The organism is Vibrio ordalii ATCC 33509 (genome assembly GCA_000257205.1).
GTDB lineage: Bacteria > Pseudomonadota > Gammaproteobacteria > Enterobacterales > Vibrionaceae > Vibrio > Vibrio ordalii.
Genome location: AEZC01000041.1, coordinates 1 through 22,583 on the forward strand (window position 1 = coordinate 1; position 22,583 = coordinate 22,583).

Annotated in this window: 16 protein-coding genes, 1 tRNA gene and 2 pseudogenes; 9 read left to right on the forward strand and 10 right to left on the reverse strand. The window is 44.2% G+C overall.

The window, feature by feature from the left end; translation table 11 throughout:
- Positions 1-277: 277 nt before the first annotated feature.
- The 5 genes from VOR_RS0102740 to arfB form a co-directional block, all read right to left on the reverse strand.
- Positions 278-1,630 (reverse strand): Fic family protein, encoded by a 1,353-nt coding sequence (locus VOR_RS0102740; protein WP_010318192.1) that lies wholly within the window; start codon positions 1,628-1,630, stop codon positions 278-280.
- Between the two features lie 395 nt (positions 1,631-2,025).
- A complete protein-coding gene (locus VOR_RS0102745) occupies positions 2,026-2,325 on the reverse strand; it encodes a type II toxin-antitoxin system RelE/ParE family toxin (protein WP_010318193.1) in 300 nt (99 codons plus the stop codon).
- Between the two features lie 8 nt (positions 2,326-2,333).
- Positions 2,334-2,576: a type II toxin-antitoxin system Phd/YefM family antitoxin gene (locus VOR_RS0102750; RefSeq protein WP_010318194.1), complete on the reverse strand. Its 243-nt coding sequence runs from the start codon at positions 2,574-2,576 to the stop codon at positions 2,334-2,336.
- Positions 2,577-2,730: 154 nt separating this feature from the next.
- Positions 2,731-4,482 (reverse strand): bifunctional lysophospholipid acyltransferase family protein/GNAT family N-acetyltransferase, encoded by a 1,752-nt coding sequence (locus VOR_RS0102755; RefSeq protein WP_010318195.1) that lies wholly within the window; start codon positions 4,480-4,482, stop codon positions 2,731-2,733.
- A 379-nt stretch (positions 4,483-4,861) separates the two neighbouring features.
- On the reverse strand, positions 4,862-5,275 hold the full coding sequence (gene arfB / locus VOR_RS0102760) for an alternative ribosome rescue aminoacyl-tRNA hydrolase ArfB (protein WP_010318196.1): 414 nt from the start codon (positions 5,273-5,275) through the stop codon (positions 4,862-4,864).
- A gap of 302 nt (positions 5,276-5,577) precedes the next feature.
- Here arfB and VOR_RS0102765 point away from each other — a divergent pair, with 302 nt between their 5' ends.
- The 8 genes and pseudogenes from VOR_RS0102765 to VOR_RS0102800 all read left to right on the forward strand — a co-directional run bounded on the left by VOR_RS0102765 (position 5,578) and on the right by VOR_RS0102800 (position 16,397).
- Positions 5,578-6,096 carry an Hcp family type VI secretion system effector gene (locus tag VOR_RS0102765; protein ID WP_010318197.1) on the forward strand — a complete coding sequence of 173 codons (519 nt, stop codon included), beginning with the start codon at positions 5,578-5,580 and terminating at the stop codon, positions 6,094-6,096.
- Between the two features lie 139 nt (positions 6,097-6,235).
- A pseudogene (locus tag VOR_RS17655) lies at positions 6,236-8,332 on the forward strand (type VI secretion system Vgr family protein).
- Positions 8,332-8,862, forward strand: coding sequence for a DUF4123 domain-containing protein (locus VOR_RS0102775; RefSeq protein ID WP_010318201.1), 531 nt, complete (start codon positions 8,332-8,334; stop codon positions 8,860-8,862). Before VOR_RS17655 ends, VOR_RS0102775 begins: the two are co-directional and overlap by 1 nt.
- Positions 8,859-12,452, forward strand: a pseudogene (locus VOR_RS17660) (LysM peptidoglycan-binding domain-containing protein). The gene VOR_RS0102775 and the pseudogene VOR_RS17660 overlap by 4 nt, the downstream one beginning before the upstream one ends.
- Positions 12,453-12,454: 2 nt before the next feature.
- A complete protein-coding gene (locus VOR_RS0102785; protein WP_010318206.1) occupies positions 12,455-13,456 on the forward strand; it encodes an SEL1-like repeat protein in 1,002 nt (333 codons plus the stop codon).
- Positions 13,457-13,653: 197 nt separating this feature from the next.
- A complete protein-coding gene (locus VOR_RS0102790; protein ID WP_010318209.1) occupies positions 13,654-13,938 on the forward strand; it encodes a type VI secretion system PAAR protein in 285 nt (94 codons plus the stop codon).
- Positions 13,939-14,082: 144 nt separating this feature from the next.
- Positions 14,083-14,379, forward strand: a complete 297-nt coding sequence (locus VOR_RS0102795; protein WP_010318211.1) for a Dabb family protein — start codon at positions 14,083-14,085, stop codon at positions 14,377-14,379.
- A 311-nt stretch (positions 14,380-14,690) separates the two neighbouring features.
- Positions 14,691-16,397, forward strand: a complete 1,707-nt coding sequence (locus VOR_RS0102800; protein ID WP_010318212.1) for a S8 family peptidase — start codon at positions 14,691-14,693, stop codon at positions 16,395-16,397.
- A gap of 224 nt (positions 16,398-16,621) precedes the next feature.
- Here VOR_RS0102800 and VOR_RS0102805 read toward each other — a convergent pair.
- From VOR_RS0102805 to rpsU, 5 genes are all read right to left on the reverse strand, one after another.
- Positions 16,622-16,697, reverse strand: a tRNA-Ile gene (locus VOR_RS0102805).
- A 143-nt stretch (positions 16,698-16,840) separates the two neighbouring features.
- The gene (gene rpoD / locus VOR_RS0102810; RefSeq protein WP_010318213.1) at positions 16,841-18,697 is read right to left on the reverse strand and encodes an RNA polymerase sigma factor RpoD; all 1,857 of its coding nucleotides are present in this window, start codon (positions 18,695-18,697) and stop codon (positions 16,841-16,843) included.
- 98 nt (positions 18,698-18,795) lie between these two features.
- Positions 18,796-20,538, reverse strand: coding sequence for a DNA primase (gene dnaG / locus VOR_RS0102815; RefSeq protein ID WP_010318214.1), 1,743 nt, complete (start codon positions 20,536-20,538; stop codon positions 18,796-18,798).
- Positions 20,539-20,633: 95 nt separating this feature from the next.
- Entirely contained in the window at positions 20,634-21,077 is a 444-nt protein-coding gene (locus tag VOR_RS0102820) for a GatB/YqeY domain-containing protein (RefSeq protein ID WP_010318215.1), read from the reverse strand.
- Between the two features lie 29 nt (positions 21,078-21,106).
- The gene (gene rpsU, locus VOR_RS0102825; protein ID WP_004396009.1) at positions 21,107-21,322 is read right to left on the reverse strand and encodes a 30S ribosomal protein S21; all 216 of its coding nucleotides are present in this window, start codon (positions 21,320-21,322) and stop codon (positions 21,107-21,109) included.
- A 240-nt stretch (positions 21,323-21,562) separates the two neighbouring features.
- Here rpsU and tsaD point away from each other — a divergent pair.
- Positions 21,563-22,583, forward strand: a 1,021-nt coding sequence (gene tsaD / locus VOR_RS16645) for a tRNA (adenosine(37)-N6)-threonylcarbamoyltransferase complex transferase subunit TsaD (protein WP_010318221.1), incomplete at its 3' end; no start/stop codon positions are given.

The following is a 22,583-nucleotide window of genomic DNA, read 5'->3' on the forward strand; positions in this document are numbered from 1 at the left end:
TTTATGATGCGCTTACCTTTATTGTCCTCCCACAGCTAGGATGGGCTGTTCACCCCACCCTAACCCTCCCCTTAAAGGGGAGGGAATCAGTTTTGTGAGCGTTGGGAGTAAGCCATTTATGATAATCGATGTGGTTTGTTAAAACAGTTTTTGTCCCCTTTCCTTGTTTCAACTGATTCGACACATACTTCACCAAAGCGATATTTGACTTATTTTTCTTTATCTAACTGTTTGGCCAACTTTACCAATTCACTACAGTGAACATATCTAAGACTTCCTAGCTTATTTTAAGTCTATCTTTTAGATTCCTAGGCGATAGGTACTTATACTGTCTACTACCTTTCTCTTTGTTTTTAATCAGAAGATTTAGGTCTACCAACTTATCCAAGTAACCTCTTGAAGCCGCTGCTGTAACGTTAAATTCCACCTGCCATTCCTTAACCGTAAATTCACGACCAGCATCTTCAAGCGCTTTCTTAATAATCGTAATATGTGGGTGTCTAAATTGACTAAAGTACGGAGATTTATGAAGATCTAGGCGAGTCTTCTCAATTTCTTCAATCTTTTTCTGTATGAATGTTGTAAAGCTTTCTAACGCCCTAATGATGATCCCCATATTGAAATCAATGAAGTGTGTTAAGTCAAACTCATCTACTTCAGTTTTAACGAATGCTCGAGCGTACCTATTCATCGATCCTTTGAGTAATGATGATATTGAGATGAACTCAAAGTTGCCATAACCACTTTTCAGCATGAACCAATAGAACAATGCTCTCGCCGTTCTACCATTTCCATCTGAAAACGGGTGAATGTAGCCAATCATGAAATGTAAGATAATTGCCTTAACCATTGGGTGGATGAACTCGGCACCTTCATGTTCTTCATTGGCAAAATCACATAGGTTTTGAAGTAGCAGTCTGACCTTTTTTGCGTCAGGAGCTTGGTGAATTAGCTCACCATCAACAACACTTCTTACAGCTATTGCATCCTCACGAATCATGCCAGCTACATGATCATTCTCAATTACTTCTAGAGTGGCCACATGATTAAATTGTTGGATGAGTTCGATACTTAACTGCTCATCAATCGATTCTTTGGCAAACTTCATAAGCCGATAATTGTTGATGATCATCTTCTCAGAGAAGTCTCTAGGTTCACGGCCTGAAGATAATAGTTCTTTAGCTACAGGTCTCGTAGTAGCTGCACCTTCCATTTGAGCGCTTGATATAGACTCTTCCATGATAAGGCTAGTAGTTAAGTATCGATGAGAGTCATTATCTTGAAGCTTTAAATGCTTTAACGTAGATAAACGCTCAATCTTGTGAATCTTATGGACTAACGAAGAAATGCTATATAAGGCTAGAGCTATCTCACCTTTGGGTTTATAAACAAAAAGCTTATCAATAACTTCAAGGTTTCTTTTTAACTTTAGCAGATGCCACGCAGATTCTTTATGATCCTTTAGTTGAGGGGTCCTAGTAATGAATTCATCCCAAGATAAATAATCGCCCTTAGAATTAAAGCCACAGAGCTTAGGGCTAACCTTTGACCATAGATCTTGTGGTAACCGAGAAAGTTCGTTTTCTCTAGCTTCTGGTGGCACTTCAATTCCAAATACTTTCTTTTTCATACAACAAACCAAATTTATTATTTTCTATGTTTACTACTATTAAACATAAACAAGAATACAGCAAGTGAAATCTATAGGGTATTGGATAGCTCATGCGGTTATGTTGCTTTTTATTTTAAAAATCACATTAAAGATAGTTTTTAATTTTGTATGTTTATCTGCAGTTTTTCTAGTGGTTAGCGTAGCTAATGTTGGAATGTTATAGGGGTCACCTCCCCTAAAAGGAGGAGGTATAAACAACCCGAACCACAGGGTTAAAGCGCGTGATGGGTCTGGTAATAGTGCCGAGTCATGGTGTCGGTTAATAAACGACGCGCACTTTCACTGTAATCTGGGGAATGTGTTAGTTTTCCAATCAAAATTGCATCCTAACTCAATATGCTAGGGTGTGATAATTATCGCAGATGGTTTTGTTGCAATTGCGATTGTCCAAGGACTGCAACGACCAAAATAAAACTGTTTTCCTTGGTAAAGTAAGCCGTATGCTTGCCTATAGGGAAGTAAAAACCATTTTGATATGAATCGTTGCAGCTTCTGCCTACCGCTGGGTTGTCAGCGAGCATCTGAAACCCAGTAAGAAGAGTGTCTTTGTATGCGTTCCACTGCATCTCGGAAAAGTTTGTAACAGTATAATTTTTGATTTTATGTAAATGAGCCTGTGCTAATTTACTTAGTTTATATTCACTATTGTGCATATTTTTGCTTACAACGCGTTTAGGAAGTTTTCACCGTTAACTACATTGCCTTGGGCTAAGTCTGCTTTTGCGGACTCAAAACAATGTTTTATGTAATCGGCTTTCATGACTTCAAGTTCTTCATAGTCTCTAATCGACATCACAACAACGGCATCTTTATTGTTTTTACTAATTTTAACTGGCTCACGTTGAGCGTTTAGAAGCAGTTCACCGAAATTACGTTTGGCATCATTTGCTGTTAATGTGTACATGGTTAAGCTCCAAGTCTGTAAGTGCAGTAATATTATAGAGTATCGAGCTAAATGTGCAATTTGATTAAATCGTGCGATTGGTGCAAGAAGTAAACTAACAAGAGGGATCACCTCCTCCTAAAAGGAGGAGGTATAAACAACCGGAACCACAGGGTTAAAGTGCGTGATGGGTGAGGTATTCGTATGCTTCCTTGGTGCCCATGTAGCGGCTTAAGCTGCGCACCGGAACGTTGCGTAAATCGACCACAACTAAACCATCGAGTGCATCATTAAAGTCAGGATCTACGTTAAAACTGACTAACTTGCCATTTAAACCGAGGTATTGTCGCAGTAGCACCGGTACGCTTTTTCCTTCATCTAAGCGAGCAATCACCTTTGAAAGCAGTTGTAAATCAGCTAGCGCGCTTAATAAACTGGCATTCCAAGGAGCTTGTTGACTTGGGAGTGGGTTACTTGCTTCTACCAAATGGGCGTGTTGGTTATTGTAGTAGTGCTGCGTCATTGTGTCGGCTAATAAACGGCGCGCACTTTCACTGTAATCATTGCTGATACTTACAGGTCCAAATAGGTGCGTATAGTGCGGGTTTCGGTGCACATAGGTTGCGATTCCCTTCCAAAGCAGCAATAGCGGAGCCATGCTTTTTTGATAATCGATATCGACGACTGAACGCCCCATTTCAATCGCATTGCCTATGGTGTTGAGAAAACGTTGGTCATACTGAAACAGCGTTCGTGAGTACAAACCTGCAATACCACTTCTGGGCACAATGCGATCAACTAAGCCTAAGCGGTAAGCTCCGACCAATTTTTGCGCTTCGCGATCCCAAATAAAAAGATGCAGGTAGTTGCGATCGTATTGATCGATATCGAGCGCCGTGCCTGTGCCTTCACCTACGAGCCTGAAATTGTGCTCTCGCACTCGTCCTATTTCGTGCAGTAACGAGGGGATGTTTTCTGCGCTGGTGCAGTACACATCGAATTCGTTATGCCTTAATAGATGATCAGAAAAAGAAAGCTGCTCAATATCGTGTAATAAAGCGCTTAAGGGGAGTCGTGGCTCGATTGGTGGCAATGTTTCATCACTGGTTTTATTGCGCTTGGCCGGGCTGATGTGACTTAAAAGATAGGTGTTGAGTCTTAAATAGTTGACCAGTGTTTCATCACACAGATGTTGGATTTCTTTATGATTGATCGCATCTCCGATAGCAATTTCGATACGCTGATGCTTTTTATTGAGCAGTTCACGGCCCAACATTAATGTTCTTAATAGCGGGTGGATTTTTCCAGCCATGTAAAAGCGTTTCGAATTTTGCCCGTTGATGAACACAGGTAATGCCGTTGCTTGATGCTTTTGTATCAGTCGGCTGACTGAACGGCTCCACTGTTTGTCTTCCAGTCTCTGAGTTTTACTATCAACCAGTTGTGACACTTCACCTGCTGGAAACATCAATAGTAGCCCACCTTGAGCAAGGTGTTTATTGGCGGCTCTCAAGGCTTGCATATTCGCTTTTTGCGCTGCTTTGCCTTCAAAAACATCTACACCAATAAACAGCGAATCTAACTCTGGTACGGTTTTTAAATAGTGATTGGCCAATATCTGCACGTCAGAGCGAATTGAAAGCAGCATCTCAGCCAGAATAACGCCTTCCACACAACCAAGTGGGTGATTTGCAACAACGACTGTCGCGCCTTGAGCGGGCACTTGAGCTAATGATCCTTTCACCACTTGATAGTCAATACCCAATACCTCTAACGTAAAACGCAAAAATGTTGCGGTATCACAATGGGGTGGGCGTTGTGCATAAAACTTATCTAAACGAGTAAGGCCTGTAGCCCACTCAGTGAAGTGTTCACCTAGTCCAAACGGCGTTTTTCTGGGTAATTTAAAAGGGCTTATCGTGAGCATAGCAACCTCGCATTTTATGCTTTGTGCTTATGCTAGAGAGGGAAGATGACAATCTGGCTGCGATTAAGTGAGTAATTGATGGCTCTTTTTTTACAGTTTAATGAAATCCGTCTCAAATTGGAGATGAACTAGAATCTTGGATGCAACAATGATTTTTTAGCAACAATAAATCATTTTCTGCTCACAAAATGAACTGATTTTGTTTTGGTGCTGCTTATTTGGTGTTAGCTTATAGGGGCGGTACAAAATACAAAGATGTCAATTGAACCTTTGTTTTGCTGATCTGGAATAAACGGGAGCTTCTTGCTCCCGTTGCTGTTTCTAGCGCGAGAGTGTCATCCTTATCCCTTTTCTTTATCTTTGCTTCCCATCTGTTCACTTAAAAAGAAACTTTACCGCGCAGTGATTTATTAGCCGCGATTCGTTTTTTCTCGTCAACTCGCCGACGTTGAGAGCTTTTTGTCGGTTTGGTTGCCCGGCGTGTTTTTTCTATCACCATCGCAGAAAGAATAATCTCTTTGAGACGTTTGAGGGCATCTTCTTTATTCAGTTCTTGGGTGCGGTGAGATTGCGCTTTGAGGACAATAACGCCCTCTTTGGTCATTCTGGAATCTGGTCTTTCGAGTAATTTTTGTTTGTAGATGTCCGGCAATGTTGAGCGCCTGATATCAAAACGTAAGTGAATAGCACTGGAAACTTTATTGACGTTTTGCCCGCCATTACCGGCCGCACGAATCGCAGTCAGTTCGATTTCCCAGTCTGCCAGTTCAATAGTGTTAGATAGTTTGAGCATACAACCAAAGTAAAAATGTGTTCAATCCGCATTCTAGTGGAGGTAGCTCAGGTTATCTACCGCAGATTGTGGCTAGATTGGGGAAAGCGATACAGAATGACGCATTGCGAAATAGCAGCGAAAACTTGCTTGATACGAGCAAGTTTCTACCCGGATGAGCAAGTTCTTGCTCGAAAATTAAGAGGCTTTATCTAATTTATTGAAATATAACTATTTTTGTTTTGGCACTTCATTTGCTATGAGAAAGATACATAACGCGATGCAATTTCCATCGCTTTTTCTTACTAAATAAGGATTAAGTCATGCCAACTCCATGTTATATCTCTATCGAAGGCGAAACTCAGGGTCTGATTACTGCAGGCGCTCTTTCTACTGACTCTATCGGCGATGCGTTCGTTGAAGGTCATGAAGATCAAATGTTGGTTCAAATGTTTGACCACGTTGTGACTGTACCGACTGACCCACAATCTGGTCAGCCTTCTGGTCAACGTGTTCACAAACCATTCAAATTCACCGTCGCGCTCAACAAAGCGGTTCCTCTGCTTTATAACGCGTTGGCGTCTGGCGAGAAGATGAAATCGGTTGAGCTAAAATGGTACCGTACCTCTATCGAAGGTAAGCAAGAGAACTTCTTCACGACCAAACTCGAAAGCGCGTCTATCGTGGACATTCATTGCGAAATGCCACACTGCCAAGATCCAAAAAACGGCGACTTCACACAAAACGTTACGGTTTCTATGTCTTACCGTAAAATCCTGTGGGATCACGTGAACGCGGGTACTTCAGGCTCAGATGACTGGCGCAAACCAGTAGAAGCGTAAGCTTTGATTTGGGTGGCTGGCTGATGTTGCGTAAGCAAAGCCAATCCGGCCAGCCACCTTTTTTAGCCTTAAGCAAAGTACATTCAATGAGTGTGACTTGCTTAAGGCTTTGCTGTTTCTAATGTAAAGAGGATGGAAGATGGCCACGCTGAATTTTACGTTAAAGGTTGACGGGCTCGCCGACGATGCATTTGTGGTGCGAGAATACCAAGGACAAGAATCCTTATCGGAGAGTGCGCTGGCCAATGGCGAGCCTTGTTATGGGTTTCGTTACCACATTGAGCTCGCAAGCCGTCAATCTATTTTGAGTGCAGCCGAGGTCGTCGACAAAACAGCTCAGCTAACGGTTTTCCGGAATGGTAGCGTGGTGCAGCGCGTGCATGGCATCGTGCGCCAGTTCAGTAAAGGCAATATTGGTCATCATCACACCTTCTACTCACTCACTTTGGTGCCTGCATTAGAGCGCTTGTCGCTGCGCCAAAATAGCCGCATCTTCCAGCTTAAAACCGTACCTGAAATTCTTTCCATTGTGCTGCAAGAGATGGGCATTGACGACTATGCCTTCTCGCTCAAACGAGAATCTGTTCAGCGCGAATTCTGCGTACAGTACCGTGAAACCGATATCCACTTTTTACACCGCTTAGCCGCCGAAGAGGGCTTGGTCTATCACCTTATTCATGAAGAAGGTAAACACACTCTCTTTTTCAGTGACGACAGCCAAAGCTTAACGAAGCTTGATACGCCGATCCCTTACAATGTGCTGTCCGGTGGTATCGCTGACACGCCTTACATTTCCAACTTAATCAGCCACACGCAATCGCAAGTGGCGGAAAGCCAATTGGCGGATTACAGCTTTAAAAAACCGACTTACGGTTTTAAGCAAAGTGCACTCGGCACCGCGATGGATTACCAGCAGACCCACTATGAACATTTTGATTTCCCGGGCCGCTTTAAAGACGATGAGAGCGGCAAAGCGTTTAACCAAATTCGTTTAGAGTACTTAAGAAGGCAGGCGCGTACTGCACAAGATCAAAGCAATGAAGCGCGTTTGCAAGCCGGAACCCTGTTTGATTTGGTCGAGCATTTAGACGACAGCGCGAACCGAGATTGGGTTGTGGTGCAAGTAAACCATCAAGGCCGGCAGCCGCAAGCATTAGAAGAGTCTGGCGGTAGTGGTGCAACGACCTACAGTAACCAATTTACCTTGATCCCGGCCGATGTAACGTGGCGCGCAACACCACACACGAAGCCGCAAGTGGATGGCCCATGCATCGCCCATGTGGTTGGCCCCGATGGCGAAGAGATCTTCTGCGATGAGTATGGCCGCGTTAAACTGCATTTCCCATGGGACAGATATTCCAACGGCAATGAACACAGTTCATGTTGGGTGAGGGTGTCGCAAGGTTGGGCGGGTAGCCAATATGGCATGATGGCTATCCCAAGAATTGGCCATGAAGTGATTGTCGATTTTTTAAATGGTGATCCGGATCAACCTATCGTCACAGGCCGCGCTTATCACGCCACCAATAAAGCGCCCTACACACTGCCAGATAACAAAACCAAAACCGTACTGCGCAGTGAAACCCATCAAGGTGAAGGCTTTAATGAGCTGAGTTTTGAAGATCAAGCAGGGTAAGAGAAAATCTACCTGCACGCGCAAAAAGACTATGAAGCGCTAGTGCTTAATGATGCCACCAAACACATCAAACACGATAAACACCTGACAGTGGATAATGACCAGTTCAGCCACATCAAAAATAACCAACACCTAACGGTCGAGGGCGAAAGCCGTCAGAAAATAGCGTTAGATCATAGCCTTGAAGTGGGTGGTTCACTGCACCAAAAAATCGGTGAAAAAACGGTTTTTGACTCAGGAAATGAAGTGCACCTTAAAGCAGGCAATAAGTTGGTGTTAGATGCGGGTAATGAGATCACCATTAAAGCTGCGGGCAGTTTTATCAAAGTAGATGGCGGCGGCGTGCACCTAGTCGGGCCTGCGATCAACCTTAACTCCGGCGGCAGCGCAGGCAGCGGCTCGGGGTATGGCGGTGTTGTAGCGGCGTTGCCGATGGGGTTGGCAGCGCCAAGTGCGCCGGATGAAATATTGCTTGCTCCAATTTCTGCATCAATGACCAGCCTATTACCAGCGTTGGCTACATTAGATTTACCCATCACAGAGCTATGTCAAAAGAAGGCTGATGGCAGTTGTCCAAAACCTAATTGTGAGTGTGTCTGATGAAGAGCGATGATAACCAATATTTGCTTGTGGTTGATGCACTTAGAGTGACCGATGCCAAACAAATTTGTACACAAGACAATAACGAGTGGGGGCCTCTTTATTTGGGAACGGAGTGGCAACCACAATTGGAAAACAGCCCCATCTGGGTCAAAGTGACACCAGATGATCCTTTATGGCAGTTGTGGGAAAATGACCAAACTTGGGCAACGAGCGCCGTGATATTCGTATATTCTGATAACCAAGAGCTCAACGATATTGTCACCTCATTGCAGAATAACATTACCGCGCTAAGCGCGGATGGGCGTTTATTTCTGCTGCGCTTTTATTCTCCTTACACTCTATCAGTTATCGTAAAATATGGTGATGAGGCGGTCACTAATGCTGTTTTAGGCGCTGCTCGTTCGGCTTATTTATCACCGCTTATTTCTCAGGAGTACGGGATGGAGAACGTTCAACATACCCGTTTCAATAGCCAGCAAACTCCGCTTTCACTTCCTAGCGCACTTATTGAGGAATTATTGCAATGAGCTCTCATATAATTCAACCCGGTGATACGCTCTCTGTATTAGCCAAACGTTACAATACCGATATCAAGACTTTACAGCGGTTGAATGCCCAACAGATCAAAGATATTGATCTCATTTACAACGGTAATACTTTGGTTTTACCGGAAGTCTACGATTTGGCTAGTGGTGAGCGAGAGGCTAAGCAAATCTTATCCAATGATCGGCTTACTTTCTCTGAATGCAGTGTTCCGCAATTTGTCGATGCTTTATATGTTCCTGAGCATCCGAATACCAGAAAGCAGATGCTGATATTGCTTACCGAAGAGGCAAAAAAATATGTGCTTGAAGATAACCAGCGTTGTAAGGCCGCTTTGCAAGGGGATAAAGAAACCGTTCTTAAACAGCTCACTAAACTGGGGGTGATGGATCAATTCAATAGCATCGCCCATGAAGCGTTTTTAAAGCATATTGATGAGCAAAAAGCCAAGGATTACCGAGAAGCGCTGTTGGAACACATGGCCTTATCCTACTGTTACCAAAACGATGTCCTGCAATTTCCTTTAGACAATGAGCGTATAGGGCTCAGTAGTATCAATTCACGTCAGCAAAAAATTGAAGAACGATATGAAGACGCATTACGTGATATTGAACAACGTTCCCAAGGTTAAAACTGGCTTCCCATCGGAGGAATGATGGGAGAAATAATGTTAACTAAAGATGCGATTGCCGGAGCTGAGAATCACCGAGTTGCACAACTCAAAAAATTACAGAAGTCTCTGATAAAGCAGCTCGAAAAAAGCATTCAACGCTTTGAAAAAGAGGCGATGGATTTTGCTGCCAAAACGAGCCTTGAGGAGCAAGGTAAACATTACCAATTTTCTGATAAGCATGCCTATTACACCTCAAACGTTGAGCTTGAAATTTATAACGCATTAGAAACCATCAAAAAAGAACGTAAAAAGCTTGGGTTATGTGACGATATCGACAGTGCAGATTTAACCATTTCTACCGCGATACCCTCATTAAAAGCCGCGTATGAAAGTTATCAGTATTGGCAAGGCACTGCGCATACGGTTTTAAATCGTCTAATGAGTCAAAGAGGCTATTGGAACCCTAAGGCTTTTTTCACTAGTACCAAGAGTGATAACCGACTGCAGAATCCTGATTTTTATGCTGCGGTGTATCACTTGAATCAGACGGGTACGGTACTTAAAGAGCAGTGCTTAACGGAAGATCAACTCTTTAAAGGCTGGGAGCAGGTAGAGCAAGTAAGGATTGCGATTAAAGAGCAGCGCGCCAGTATTGCTGATTTACAAAAACTGTTGAATAGCATTGAGCGGCAGACGCCCATTGATAGTTCAATGGGGTATTATTGCGTTTATGTACTGAACTTGCTTTTACTGCAAGAGGCCGCGCTGCGAGTAGAAAATTTTGCTGAGCGGTTTGGGGAGAATGCGCAGTACGCTCAATACGTTAAAAGTTTATTGCGCTACGCGGAAGCGGCGCAGCAACGTCGTGAAAGTCTCTTGGCACTGGCCACTCAAAATGTCAACTCCCCCCACTGGGATTACTTGAAAAGAGACATTACCTTTATCGGCGATGTTCCAGTTTGGGATGATTCATCCCGTACGGTATTGGTCCGCGAAACTCACTGGCAACCCCAAAACCTCAATAACCAGATTTTTGCCAATAGTGGTATTAATCAGCGAACCGTAGTGGAATGTGCCCTCTCTTCCGATCCAAAGACCGCGCTTTATATCTTGTCTGATAGCCCTGTGCTTTCTTCCAATGTGGCTGAAAATAAAAAATGTACTTCGGTGATTTCGTTAAACCTAGCGACATTAGCTGCACGGGAGAAAGGCAAAATCACGGCAGGACTCAAAAAGGCACTGGGCAGTGAATCGGTATTGAAAAGTCTGAAGTTTGAGCAAACCGCAACTTGGGCTAACGTTGAAGACATTGTGTTTCCTTGGCAAACAAAACGTTTTGAAAATGAAATGTTTGGCATTAATACTGCTTACGAAACCAGCGGTGGTGTACAGTTTGCCCGTTATGTTTACAGCGCTGAGGCAAAAGTTGATCATGAACTGATCCAAGCCGATTCCTCCACACTGGTGAAAATCGATCTGAATGCTGGTTTTTCATTAGCCAGTGCTGAGCGCTGCTTCACGATACGATTCCCTAATTCGGGATCCTTACCATTAGATATTCCGTATCGTGTCAGAGAGAGTAACGAACGTCGAATCAAAAACATAGGCACGGCCGTCTTGGTGATTGAGGGCAAAGTCTATGGCGTATTAGGAGCCAGCCTTAAGTTGGGGACGGAGCTGCATATTGGCAATATCGAAGAAGCTCGTGCAGGATTTGGAGCCCAACAAGTCAAGCCACTTGGTATCAAGGGGACGGTACCAAGTCGCGCCGATTACAGCTCTTACGCTGTATCATCATTGGGTACACGCGGCAGCAATGACAATGCGATTGGAGCTGGTATTAAGGCGGAAGCCTCTGCCTTTGCTGGGCTCGAAGCGGGCGGTATGTTGAGCTGCAAATACGATTGGACAAAAGATCAAAAATCGCCACCGCAAAACCTGTTTAAAGTCAGCCAAGATTTTAAAATGAGCCTAGGCATTGGCTATGATGGTGTGTTGCAATGCACTTTTCAAAATGGCCGCTTTATTTTTATCACGGCGCTGGGTGCCAGTACCGGGCTGGGGATTGGGGGTAAGTTTGCCACCGAACTTAACCCAGCGGCTGCGAACGATTTTTTCGCCGCTTTACTCGCGGTGATGCAAAATTCGGGCTTCCAACGTTTTGAATTTTTCGATGAATCAGGAGAGGTGAATACCTTTGCTGCGTTTAACACAATATTGACCGTGGCGGCGGCTTTTGGTCTTACGGTTGGGCAAGTGATGATGTTACCCTTTAACATCATCAGCAATATGGAAAAGCAAGCCAGTGATAAAGATAATGCTTATTTTGTGGCGAACTTTTTACTTTCGAAGGAGCATCAGCGAGAAAACCAACAATGGATCGCCAATATGCCCGCAGAAACGTTAGCCAAGCTATTGTCGGTACTGATCCATTACAATGATATTCCTAGTATGGCGATATTCCAGAGTCAGCGTGAACAGCGAAATATGATGGCTACTCGTAATGAAAATCAGCGTAAGGCGATCAACCAAATATTGCAGTGGTTAGGAGGCGAAAAAGCCAATCAAAGTGGTATGCGCCGTTTTGAAAATGCGCTGCAGCGCATGAGTCTAGCAGACCCGACTCAATTGGATAAAGCAGAGCAGTGGCCACGTTATGCAAAAAATGTGTTGAATTTACGTGACTTCTTTAGCAAAGCCTTTTCTCAACCGTATGAAAATCCGAAAGATACAAATAAAGCCACATATATGGATGAGGTACACCGTGATTATCGATCATTTCGAAAATCGATGTTGCGGTTAACAGAGCAAAGTAAAATTTTAGAAAAAACCACGCTGAGCTCTGCGCGCCGAGCCCGTTTAAGTACCGACTATACCGCACTGCCTGCTAGTGACTCGGCGCAGCTTGAATACCTAAAAACCAAGGGCTATCGACTTGTTAACTGGTTACCAGAGAAATAAATATGAAAAAAATTATCGTTATCTGCTTAATGTTACTACACAGCGCCGTTTGGGCTCTGGAGCCTGTTGAGCAGGGCATTCGTCTGTTTAATCAAAAAGAGTATCAACAAGCGCAGCAAATTTTTCAGCAGCAATCGGATAATGGCAGTGCTTATGCGACGTTTTGGTTGGGCGTTACCCAGTACAAAAACCGCCAGCACTTTGAGGCGGGAGATACTTTTTTAAAAGCGGCGGAGATGGGCGACCCATGGGCGATGGGAGTTCTGGGTGATGTGAATATTTATGCGAATAATCCTTGTAAGTTCCTTGGTTGGCCCTGTGATCAGAAATGGTTAGCGAAAGCCCAGCAGGGATGGAAAGCACTGGCTGAAAACGGTAATGGTAAAGCTGAATTTGCTTATAGCTCTACAACCCGAGATTGGTGGGAATATATCCCTTTTTATCGTCAGAACCGATATCAAGAGATTGCTATTAGAGGGACTCGTAATGGGGGCTATCGATTCTTAGATCACAATATCTATTGGGATGCATTTGAAGGCAAGCTACCGTACATCGAGTTTGCCGCCAATCAAGGTTATGCACCAGCAATGGAAACACTTTATTATCGGATGAATACCATTGGTTATGATGAAGCCATGAAATGGATTAATAAAGCGATCGAATTAGGTTATGCGGAAGCGGCGAGAACGCTATACCTTGCCTATCGAGTAGGTGAAAAAGACCGTGATGGTAATGTCATTCTTCAACCAGACCCTAAAAAGGCCTATTTTTACAACCGGTTAACAGGAGCATTAGGTGGCGAAGAAAAATTAGCGCGTTTAATTACTCAGGAGCCTGTACATGATAAAGATGGGATTCCTTTAGCTGATGAAAATGGTGAACCTGTGTTTGAAATTCTCGTTACTGAGCAGGAACAGGCTGAAATGGATAAACAAGTAGCTGAATTTGTAAAAGACATTAAGCCTAATCTATTTTTGGATGAAACCTCGATTGATTTTTTCTAATTCGTCTGTACTTATGGTGGTGCGCTATTGGTCTTACTGTGGTTTTGATGAATATGTCGCCTTTCTGCATAGCGAAATTCATCGAAGTTAATGGCAAATTCATAGCCTACACGGCAAAAGCATAAACTACCTAAATCCTTAGGGTAAAAACAACATCGCAACAAGCTTAATCAACGAATCTGATAAGGAGCAAATCAATGGCAAATGGTGCATTAGTAGGAGATATCGGATCCGATCATGATGGTTTTCCTCCTACGCCGATCACCGCTGGGTCACCGACGGTAAAAATTGATGGCAAAGCAGTGGCAAGGCAGGGCGACCCGCTAGAGCCTCATGACAAGCCGAAAAACCCAAGCCACCCGCGTGCAATTAAAGGCGGCTCGGGTAGCGTTATGATTGATGGCAAGCCCGCCGCGCGAGTCGGCGATGCCGTTGACTGTGGTGGCGTAATTATTGGTGGTTCATCGGTCAATATTGGTTAGGGTTGTAGCCCATTTAATCAATAAAGCGGCGCTTCAAATCTTGAGTGCCGCTTTATTGTTTTAAGCACAGCAGCTTTAGCACCAGTGAGCCAGCGCTATCCCTCTTTATGAAAAGAAATTCTACGTCCAGAAACGGAGCGAACAATGATCCGCCATATCTTATTAATCAAATTCAAACCACAAGCTCAGCCTGCCGACATTCAACAGCTCAAGTCGCTGTTTGAAGCCATGCCAGTGAAAATCGAGGGGGTCTCCGCTGTTGAGTGGGGCGTGAACGACAGCCCTGAAGGTAAAAACCAAGGTTATACTCACAGCGTTTTAATGACATTTACCGATGAGCAAGCACGCCAAAATTATCTACCTCATCCAGAGCATAACGCGCTAAAGGATATCTTTCGTCCTTTGCTCGAAGAGATCATCGTTTTCGATTATTCGATTTAGTCAAAGCCAGTAAAATCTAGACGGTGTTTATCTCTACTCCATCGCTAGGATTCAAGCCTGAAAGTTGAGATGCCGTCTATCGAATCTTACTTGTTAATGTTCGTCCTTATGTCGTTAAAGTATAGATTTATCAATATCTTGTGAGTTTCTATTCACCATTGTATCAATGGTGCTTAGATCAAATTTTCAGCACAAAGCATTCACAATAGTGAGATGGATGTATGGTTTTATTGTTGTTGTGAATGATTTTCATTGTATTGCGTTTTATCTTTTTGGTCGCTTTCTAAGCGCATTAAATAGGATGTAATAAAATGAATAAAGGATACAAATATTCTGCTCTTGCTGCAGCAATACTCGTTTCAGCATCGGTTTCGGCAAACGTCAGTGTGGAACCCACCCCAATGAATTCGCCTTTTATTAAAGACATAAAAGGCAACATCATTGAAGATCATCGTCCAAGGCCCGTCATTCCTCATTGGTTTATGATGCGTACCATGGGTAGCTCCGCAGAACGGCGAGGTGATTGGTTTAATCTCTCGGCTAACTATTCCTCTATCCAAGGGGTTGGATCGGATTATGTGTATGAATCCTTAATGCCCCCTCTTAAACCTCAGCCTGTTATCGTGGCGGTGTTAGATTCGGGCGTGGACATTGAACACGAAGATCTAAAGAACAAGTTATGGGTTAATGCGGGAGAAATCCCAAACAATGGCATTGATGATGATGGTAATGGCTATATTGATGATGTGTATGGTTGGAATTTCTTAGGCAACTCGCTTGGTATCAATGTGGATTACGATACATTAGAGCTGACGCGTGAGTACAAAAAATACCTGGATTTATTAGAAGGCAATGATTGGATACCTGAGCAAAAACGTGCTTACTACCAAGCAATAGAAACGGAATATCTAGCCGAGGTTCAGAGTAACCAAACCCTGCTCGCGCAGGTCACTGATGCTATTGAGCAAGCGAATCAATATAAATCGCAAATCTCAGCCCTGACTCAGCATAAAGATTTTACGGCCGAAGGTTTGCTCATTTTACTGTCACATCCGAACCCTGAAGTTGTCTCCGCTGCTCAAGCGTTGTTGACACTATTCGACGACTGGTATTCGTTTGACTACCTTGCATCCAGACATAGCCGATACAAAAATGCGTTAGATTACTACTACAACCTTGAGTTTGATCCTCGTGCTGATATCGTTTTAGATGACATCAGCAATCCTTGGGAAAAGGGGTATGGAAATAATGATGTAAAAGGGCCTGATGCATCACACGGTACGCATGTGGCGGGAATTATTGCGGCAGAGCGTCGCAATGGTATCGGTATTGACGGCTTATCTGAAGATGTGAAAATCATGTCGTTGCGTATGGTGCCTAATGGTGATGAGCGCGATAAAGACATTGCCAACGCTGTGCGTTATGCGGTGGATAATGGCGCAAAAATCATCAACATGAGTTTTGGTAAAAGCTATTCACCACGTAAATTTGTAGTTGACCACGCGTTTCGTTATGCGGCCAGCAAAGGTGTGTTAATCATCCATTCTGCAGGCAATAGCGAAAGTGATAATGATAGTAAACCAAGCTTCCCTAATCGTTTTGCCGATACTTACGAATCGTCACCTATTTCAACTTGGATAGACGTAGGGGCATCAGCGAAATACGCGAATGAAGATTTCGTCGCCAGTTTTAGTAATTATGGCCAAAAATCGGTTGATATCTTTGCACCCGGTTATCGCATTCTCTCTTCTACGCCAGGCAATAACTACGCATCCTATAGTGGTACGAGTATGGCTGCACCTGTAGTATCAGGCGTTGCCGCTATGGTGTGGTCACGCTATCCAGAGCTCTCCGCAGTAGAACTCAAAGCTCTATTACTTGATAGCGCCCGTCGTTATCCTGAGCTGTTAGTGAAAAAACCATCATCACCTGAAACGCTTGTTCCATTCAGTGCGCTATCGATCTCGGGTGGAATGGTTGATGCTGAAGCCGCTTTTGAAGCAATCGCGAGTAAGTAGTGTCGCAGTCGGTAATGGATCAACTTTGGCTTGTTGTGCAAGCACCGGTCTATTTACCGATGGCTTAATTTAATAACAGTGAGCGTAATAAAAGGCGTAGCAGATATCATCCAGCTGCGCCTTTTTGTATTCAGAGAAGAGTGCGTGATCGGGGTTAGCTGAACCAAAATCGTCAGGTACAAAAAAAGGTCAGTAAACACTACGCTTACTAACCTTCTAGAATTTGGTGGCCCCTCCCAGACTTGAACTGGGGACCAATCGATTATGAGTCGACTGCTCTAACCACTGAGCTAAGGGGCCAAATTAGGTGTGTGATTATAGGGGATGCAGTTATGAGTGTCTACCCGCAAAATAGGGTAAATGCGCTTAGTTTTTATCCACTTAAACTATGAGATACAAAAAAGGTGAGCTTGTGCTCACCTTTTAGATTGGATAGGTTGCGATTACTCGTCTAGGAAGCTGCGCAATGTTTCAGAGCGGCTTGGGTGACGCAGTTTACGCAGTGCTTTCGCTTCAATTTGGCGGATACGCTCACGCGTTACGTCAAACTGCTTACCAACTTCTTCTAGCGTGTGGTCGGTATTCATGTCAATACCGAAACGCATACGCAGTACTTTCGCTTCGCGAGGAGTTAGGCCAGCAAGAACGTCACGAGTCGCTGCTCTTAGGCTGGTGGCAGTAGCAGAATCAAGTGGTAGTTCAAGGGTTGTATCCTCGATAAAGTCACCAAGATGCGAATCTTCGTCGTCACCGATAGGTGTCTCCATAGAGATTGGCTCTTTAGCAATTTTCAGTACTTTACGAATTTTATCTTCTGGCATTTGCATGCGTTCTGCCAATTCTTCTGGCAGAGGCTCGCGGCCCATCTCTTGCAGCATCTGACGTGAGATTCGATTCAGTTTGTTGATCGTTTCGATCATGTGCACTGGAATACGAATCGTACGTGCTTGGTCTGCAATTGAACGTGTGATAGCTTGGCGAATCCACCAAGTGGCGTAAGTTGAGAACTTATAACCACGGCGGTATTCAAACTTATCTACCGCTTTCATCAGGCCGATATTACCTTCTTGGATAAGATCCAAGAACTGCAGGCCACGGTTGGTGTATTTCTTCGCGATAGAAATAACCAGACGCAAGTTTGCTTCAACCATCTCTTTTTTCGCTCGACGAGCTTTCGCTTCACCGATAGACATGCGACGGCTGATGTCTTTAATGTTTTGTACATTCAAAGACGTTTCTTCTTCGATCATTTTCAATTTATGAATTGAACGACGAATGTCTTCTTCTTGCTGTCTGATTTTTTCTGCATAAGGCTTTTCTGAAGCGATAACTTCATCTAACCATGCATCGCTTGATTCATTGCCAGTGAATAGGGCAATGAATGATTTCTTAGGCATTTTACCGTATTCGACCGCAGCTCTCATGATCAGACGTTCTTGAGTACGAACGCGATCCATTGAGGTGCTAAGTTTGTTGACTAGGTAGTCAAACTGCTTTGGCGTGAGTCGGAATTCACGGAAAATATCCAACATCAACTCGGTGGCTTGAGCGGCTTTGTTGCTCTCGTAGCCGTGTTCGTTTTTCGCGAGTTGAAGATTTTGATACTTGTTGCGTAGTTCGGTGAATTTCTCTAGCGCAAGCTCAGGGTCGATTCCTGTCTCTTCTTCAGAGTCAGTATCTTCGCTATCGCCATCTTCATCATCATCGAGATCGTCTTCATCAGCAAGGTCAGCGCTAGCAAGTTCTGAACCGATATGGGTTGCTGTTGGAGCGTTCGTTGCATCTGAGTCAGGATCAACAAAACCTGAGATCAGGTCTGTTAAACGAAGTTCTTCAGCAAGAACTTTGTCAAATTGCTCTAAGATGTATGGAATGGTGCCTGGATATTCAGCCACTGCGCGTTGAACTTGGTTAATACCATCTTCAATACGCTTAGCGATATCAATTTCACCTTCGCGAGTCAGCAGTTCTACGGTACCCATTTCGCGCATATACATACGCACAGGGTCGGTAGTACGACCAATTTCGCTTTCTACACTGGATAATGCAGCGGCTGCGGCTTCAGCAGCATCCTCATCGGTGATTGCGTTATCATCATTTAGAGCAAGATCATCGGCATCAGGGGCAGTTTCTACCACCTTAATACCCATGTCATTGATCATCTGAATGATATCTTCTACCTGCTCGGAATCTACGATTTCGGCTGGTAGGTGGTCATTTACTTCGGCGTAGGTCAGATAGCCTTGCTCTTTGCCTTTAATGACAAGTAGTTTTAGCTGTGACTGCGGATTTTGATCCATAGACGGTATCCAACTTCATATCTGGTGAAGGAATTAGTATGCGAAATGCAAACCACATATACTAACAAATTTATTCATTGCTGACTATTTAAACTAGGTTACGCTTTCAAGTCTTTCATTAAGTCTTGAAGCTCCCGTCTCTGTTCGGCTGATAAACCGACGCTTCTTTCTTTTGCCTGCAGGTTTTCAATTTGCTTTTCGATGCATTGAGCCAATATTTTGTCCAATGAATCTAAAAATAGTTCTTCTTGATTGTCTTCAACAAGTGGAATCTCCCAACTTGCGAGACGAGACAGAAGGGGCTCGTTTTTATTACCGCGCCAGTGTTCAAGTAATTGGCCTGTAGTAATATTGGGGTACGCTTGACAATTCTCAAGTACCTCAATTAATAAACTTAAACCGGGTATGGGCAAGGATTGAACGCTGGAAATATCAGGCACCATTTCAGCATAGCTTGGATTTTGAATAAGCAAAGCGATCACTTCACGCATCGGTGTGCGTTTGAGCTCTTTGTGTGGCTGTGAGCGGTGTTTGTCTGATTCTGGCAGTGATGGCTTTTTATAAATCCCAGTTTTTTGCCCTAATATTTTGAGCAATTGTGCTTGTAGAGATGTGTCTGGCACTTTATTAATCAGTGGTAATGCCAGCGCCTCAAGCGCCGCTTTCCCTTCGTTATTACCGACATCAACTTGTGACAGTAGGTTGGTAAATAGGTATTTGGATAAGGGTTCAGCATCTTGCACTAACTGTTCAAAGGCTGCTTTTCCATGGGTTCTGATGTAGCTATCAGGGTCTTCACCGTCAGGTAAAAACAGGAATTTAAGAATATTGCCACTTTTGAGATAACTCAACGCATTTTCCAGTGCGCGCCACGCCGCTTCTCGCCCTGCTCGGTCACCATCATAGCAGCAGACCACCGTATTGGTTTGGCGAAAAAGCAGTTGTAGGTGATCGCCAGTGGTTGAGGTTCCTAGCGAAGCAACCGAGTAGTCCACCCCATATTGCGCCAGTGCCACCACATCCATATAACCTTCAACCACCAATACTTGTGGGGGTTCACGATAGGCTTGCATGACATCGTATAGGCCATACAGCTCTTTACCTTTATGGAAAATGGGGGTTTCTGGTGAGTTTAGGTATTTTGGCGTTCCATCACCGGTAACGCGTCCACCAAAGCCGATCACTCGTCCGCGGCGGTCGCGAATGGGAAACATAATGCGCCCACGAAAACGATCGTAGCGGTTGCCTTTGTCATTTTCGATTAACATGCCGCCAGTGACGAGCATCTCTTGGCTTTCTTGTTGCTGGCCGAAGTTTTTGCGCACTAAATCCCATTCGTCAGCAATATAGCCAATACCAAATTTCTGTACGATTTCGCCAGAAAGACCGCGATCTTTTAGGTACTCGATGGCATGACGATTACCCGGAACTTTGAGTTGGTTACGGTAAAACTGCGCAATGCTGCCCATTAAGTCATAAAGGGTGCGTTTTTCTTCACTATTGGCTTTAGGGGCTGATGAGAAATGGCCACTAGAGCGTTGCTCTCGGGGAACTTCTAGCCCAACAAAAGAAGCCAATTCTTCGATAGCTTCTACGAATTCAAGGCGTTCATATTCCATCATGAAGTCGATGGCGTTGCCATGCACGCCACAACCAAAGCAGTGATAGAACTGTTTTTCTTGGCTTACACTAAATGAGGGTGTTTTTTCATTATGGAATGGGCAACAAGCACCATAGTTCTTGCCTTTTTTATTAAGTTTTACACGTGCGTCTATGATGTCGACAATATCAAGTCGAGCAAGGAGATCATCAATAAAACTGCGAGGGATGTGTCCTGCCATAAAACCTAAAAGAAAAGACCAAAACGAATAATTAGATACAAACAAGCCGTGCGTTCCAGAGGATAGCACGGCTTGATGCAATTTGATGCGGGCATTTAAGCGAGTTTAGTTCGAACTAATCCGCTGACTTTACCCATATCTGCACGCCCTTGAATTTGCGGTTTCAAAACAGCCATCACTTTCCCCATGTCTTGCATACCAGCAGCAGCGGACTGTGTGATTGCATCATCAATTAATGCGCTCACTTCATCATCGCTCAACGGCTGAGGCATAAATGCCTCAAGGATAGTGATTTCTGCTTGCTCTGCATCTGCGAGATCTTGACGATTGGCAGCTTCATATTGAGCGACAGAGTCGCGACGTTGTTTAACCATTTTTACCATCACAGCAAGAATATCGTCGTCGTTCAGAGTGATCTGCTCGTCGACTTCTCGTTGTTTGATCGCGGATAAGGCTAAACGAATAGTGCCAAGGCGTACTTTATCCTTGGCTTTCATCGCTAATTTTTGCTCTTCTTTGAGGATATCAATTAGAGCCATAACGCTCGTTCCTTAATGGAAAAAGGTTATTAGTACAGGCGAACGCGACGTGCGTTTTCGCGAGCTAGCTTCTTAGCGTGACGCTTTTGAGCTGCTGCTTTAGCGCGTTTGCGAACGGTAGTTGGTTTTTCATAGTGCTCACGACGACGCACTTCAGAAAGGATACCTGCTTTTTCGCAAGAGCGCTTGAAACGACGTAATGCAACATCGAACGGTTCGTTTTCACGTACTTTAACTATTGGCATATGCCTTTCACCTCAGGGGTTATTCGTTAACGCTGATATTTTGAGGCTTAAACCACAAGATTTCTTGTCTGTTTGCTCGGTTATCAGCTTGATCAAAAATGGTGCGGAATTTTAATCCGATCGCAATAGCTTTGTAAAGCACTTTGTCGATTATAGTCTGTACAAAATTTGTTTACGAAGCCAAGGCGGGGTAACATGGCGGCCATTTCCAATTGTTGATGAAAGCGTGCTGAGAAAATTATGCGCATTATTGGTATTGAAACCTCGTGTGACGAGACTGGCATCGCCATTTATGACGAAGAGAAAGGCTTACTTTCTCATCAATTGTACAGCCAAGTAAAACTGCACGCCGATTACGGCGGTGTGGTGCCGGAGCTTGCTTCTAGAGACCATGTTAAAAAGACCATTCCACTGATAAAAGCAGCGATGGCTGAAGCGAATTTGACGCCTGCGGATATTGATGGTGTGGCTTACACCGCCGGTCCTGGTTTAGTGGGTGCGCTGCTTGTTGGCGCGACGATTGGCCGTAGTTTGGCTTATGCGTGGAATGTGCCAGCGGTGCCTGTTCACCATATGGAAGGGCACCTTTTAGCTCCGATGCTTGAAGATAATCCGCCTCCGTTTCCGTTTGTGGCCGTACTGGTTTCCGGTGGTCATTCCATGATGGTTGAAGTAAAGGGGATTGGTGAATATAAGATCCTCGGAGAGTCTATTGATGACGCGGCCGGTGAGGCGTTTGATAAAACCGCGAAGCTGATGGGGCTTGATTATCCTGGGGGTCCATTGTTGGCTCGTTTGGCTGAAAAAGGAACGCCAGGGCGTTTTAAGTTTCCGCGTCCGATGACGGATCGACCAGGGTTAGACATGAGTTTCTCTGGTTTAAAAACATTTACAGCCAATACGATTGCGGCCAATGATAATGATGAGCAAACCCGAGCGGATATTGCGTACGCCTTTCAAGAGGCGGTGTGTGGCACTTTAGTGATTAAGTGCAAACGCGCCCTTCAGCAAACGGGCATGAAACGTATTGTTATTGCTGGTGGTGTGAGTGCCAATAAGCAGTTACGTGCTGAGCTTGGCGCACTGGCGAAAAAAATCGGTGGCGAAGTGTATTACCCGCGTACTGAGTTTTGTACCGACAACGGTGCAATGATTGCTTATGCGGGTATGCAGCGTTTAAAAAATGGTGAAACAGTCGATTTAGCGGTGCAGGCAACACCTCGCTGGCCGATTGATCAACTTAAACCCATTATTTATACCC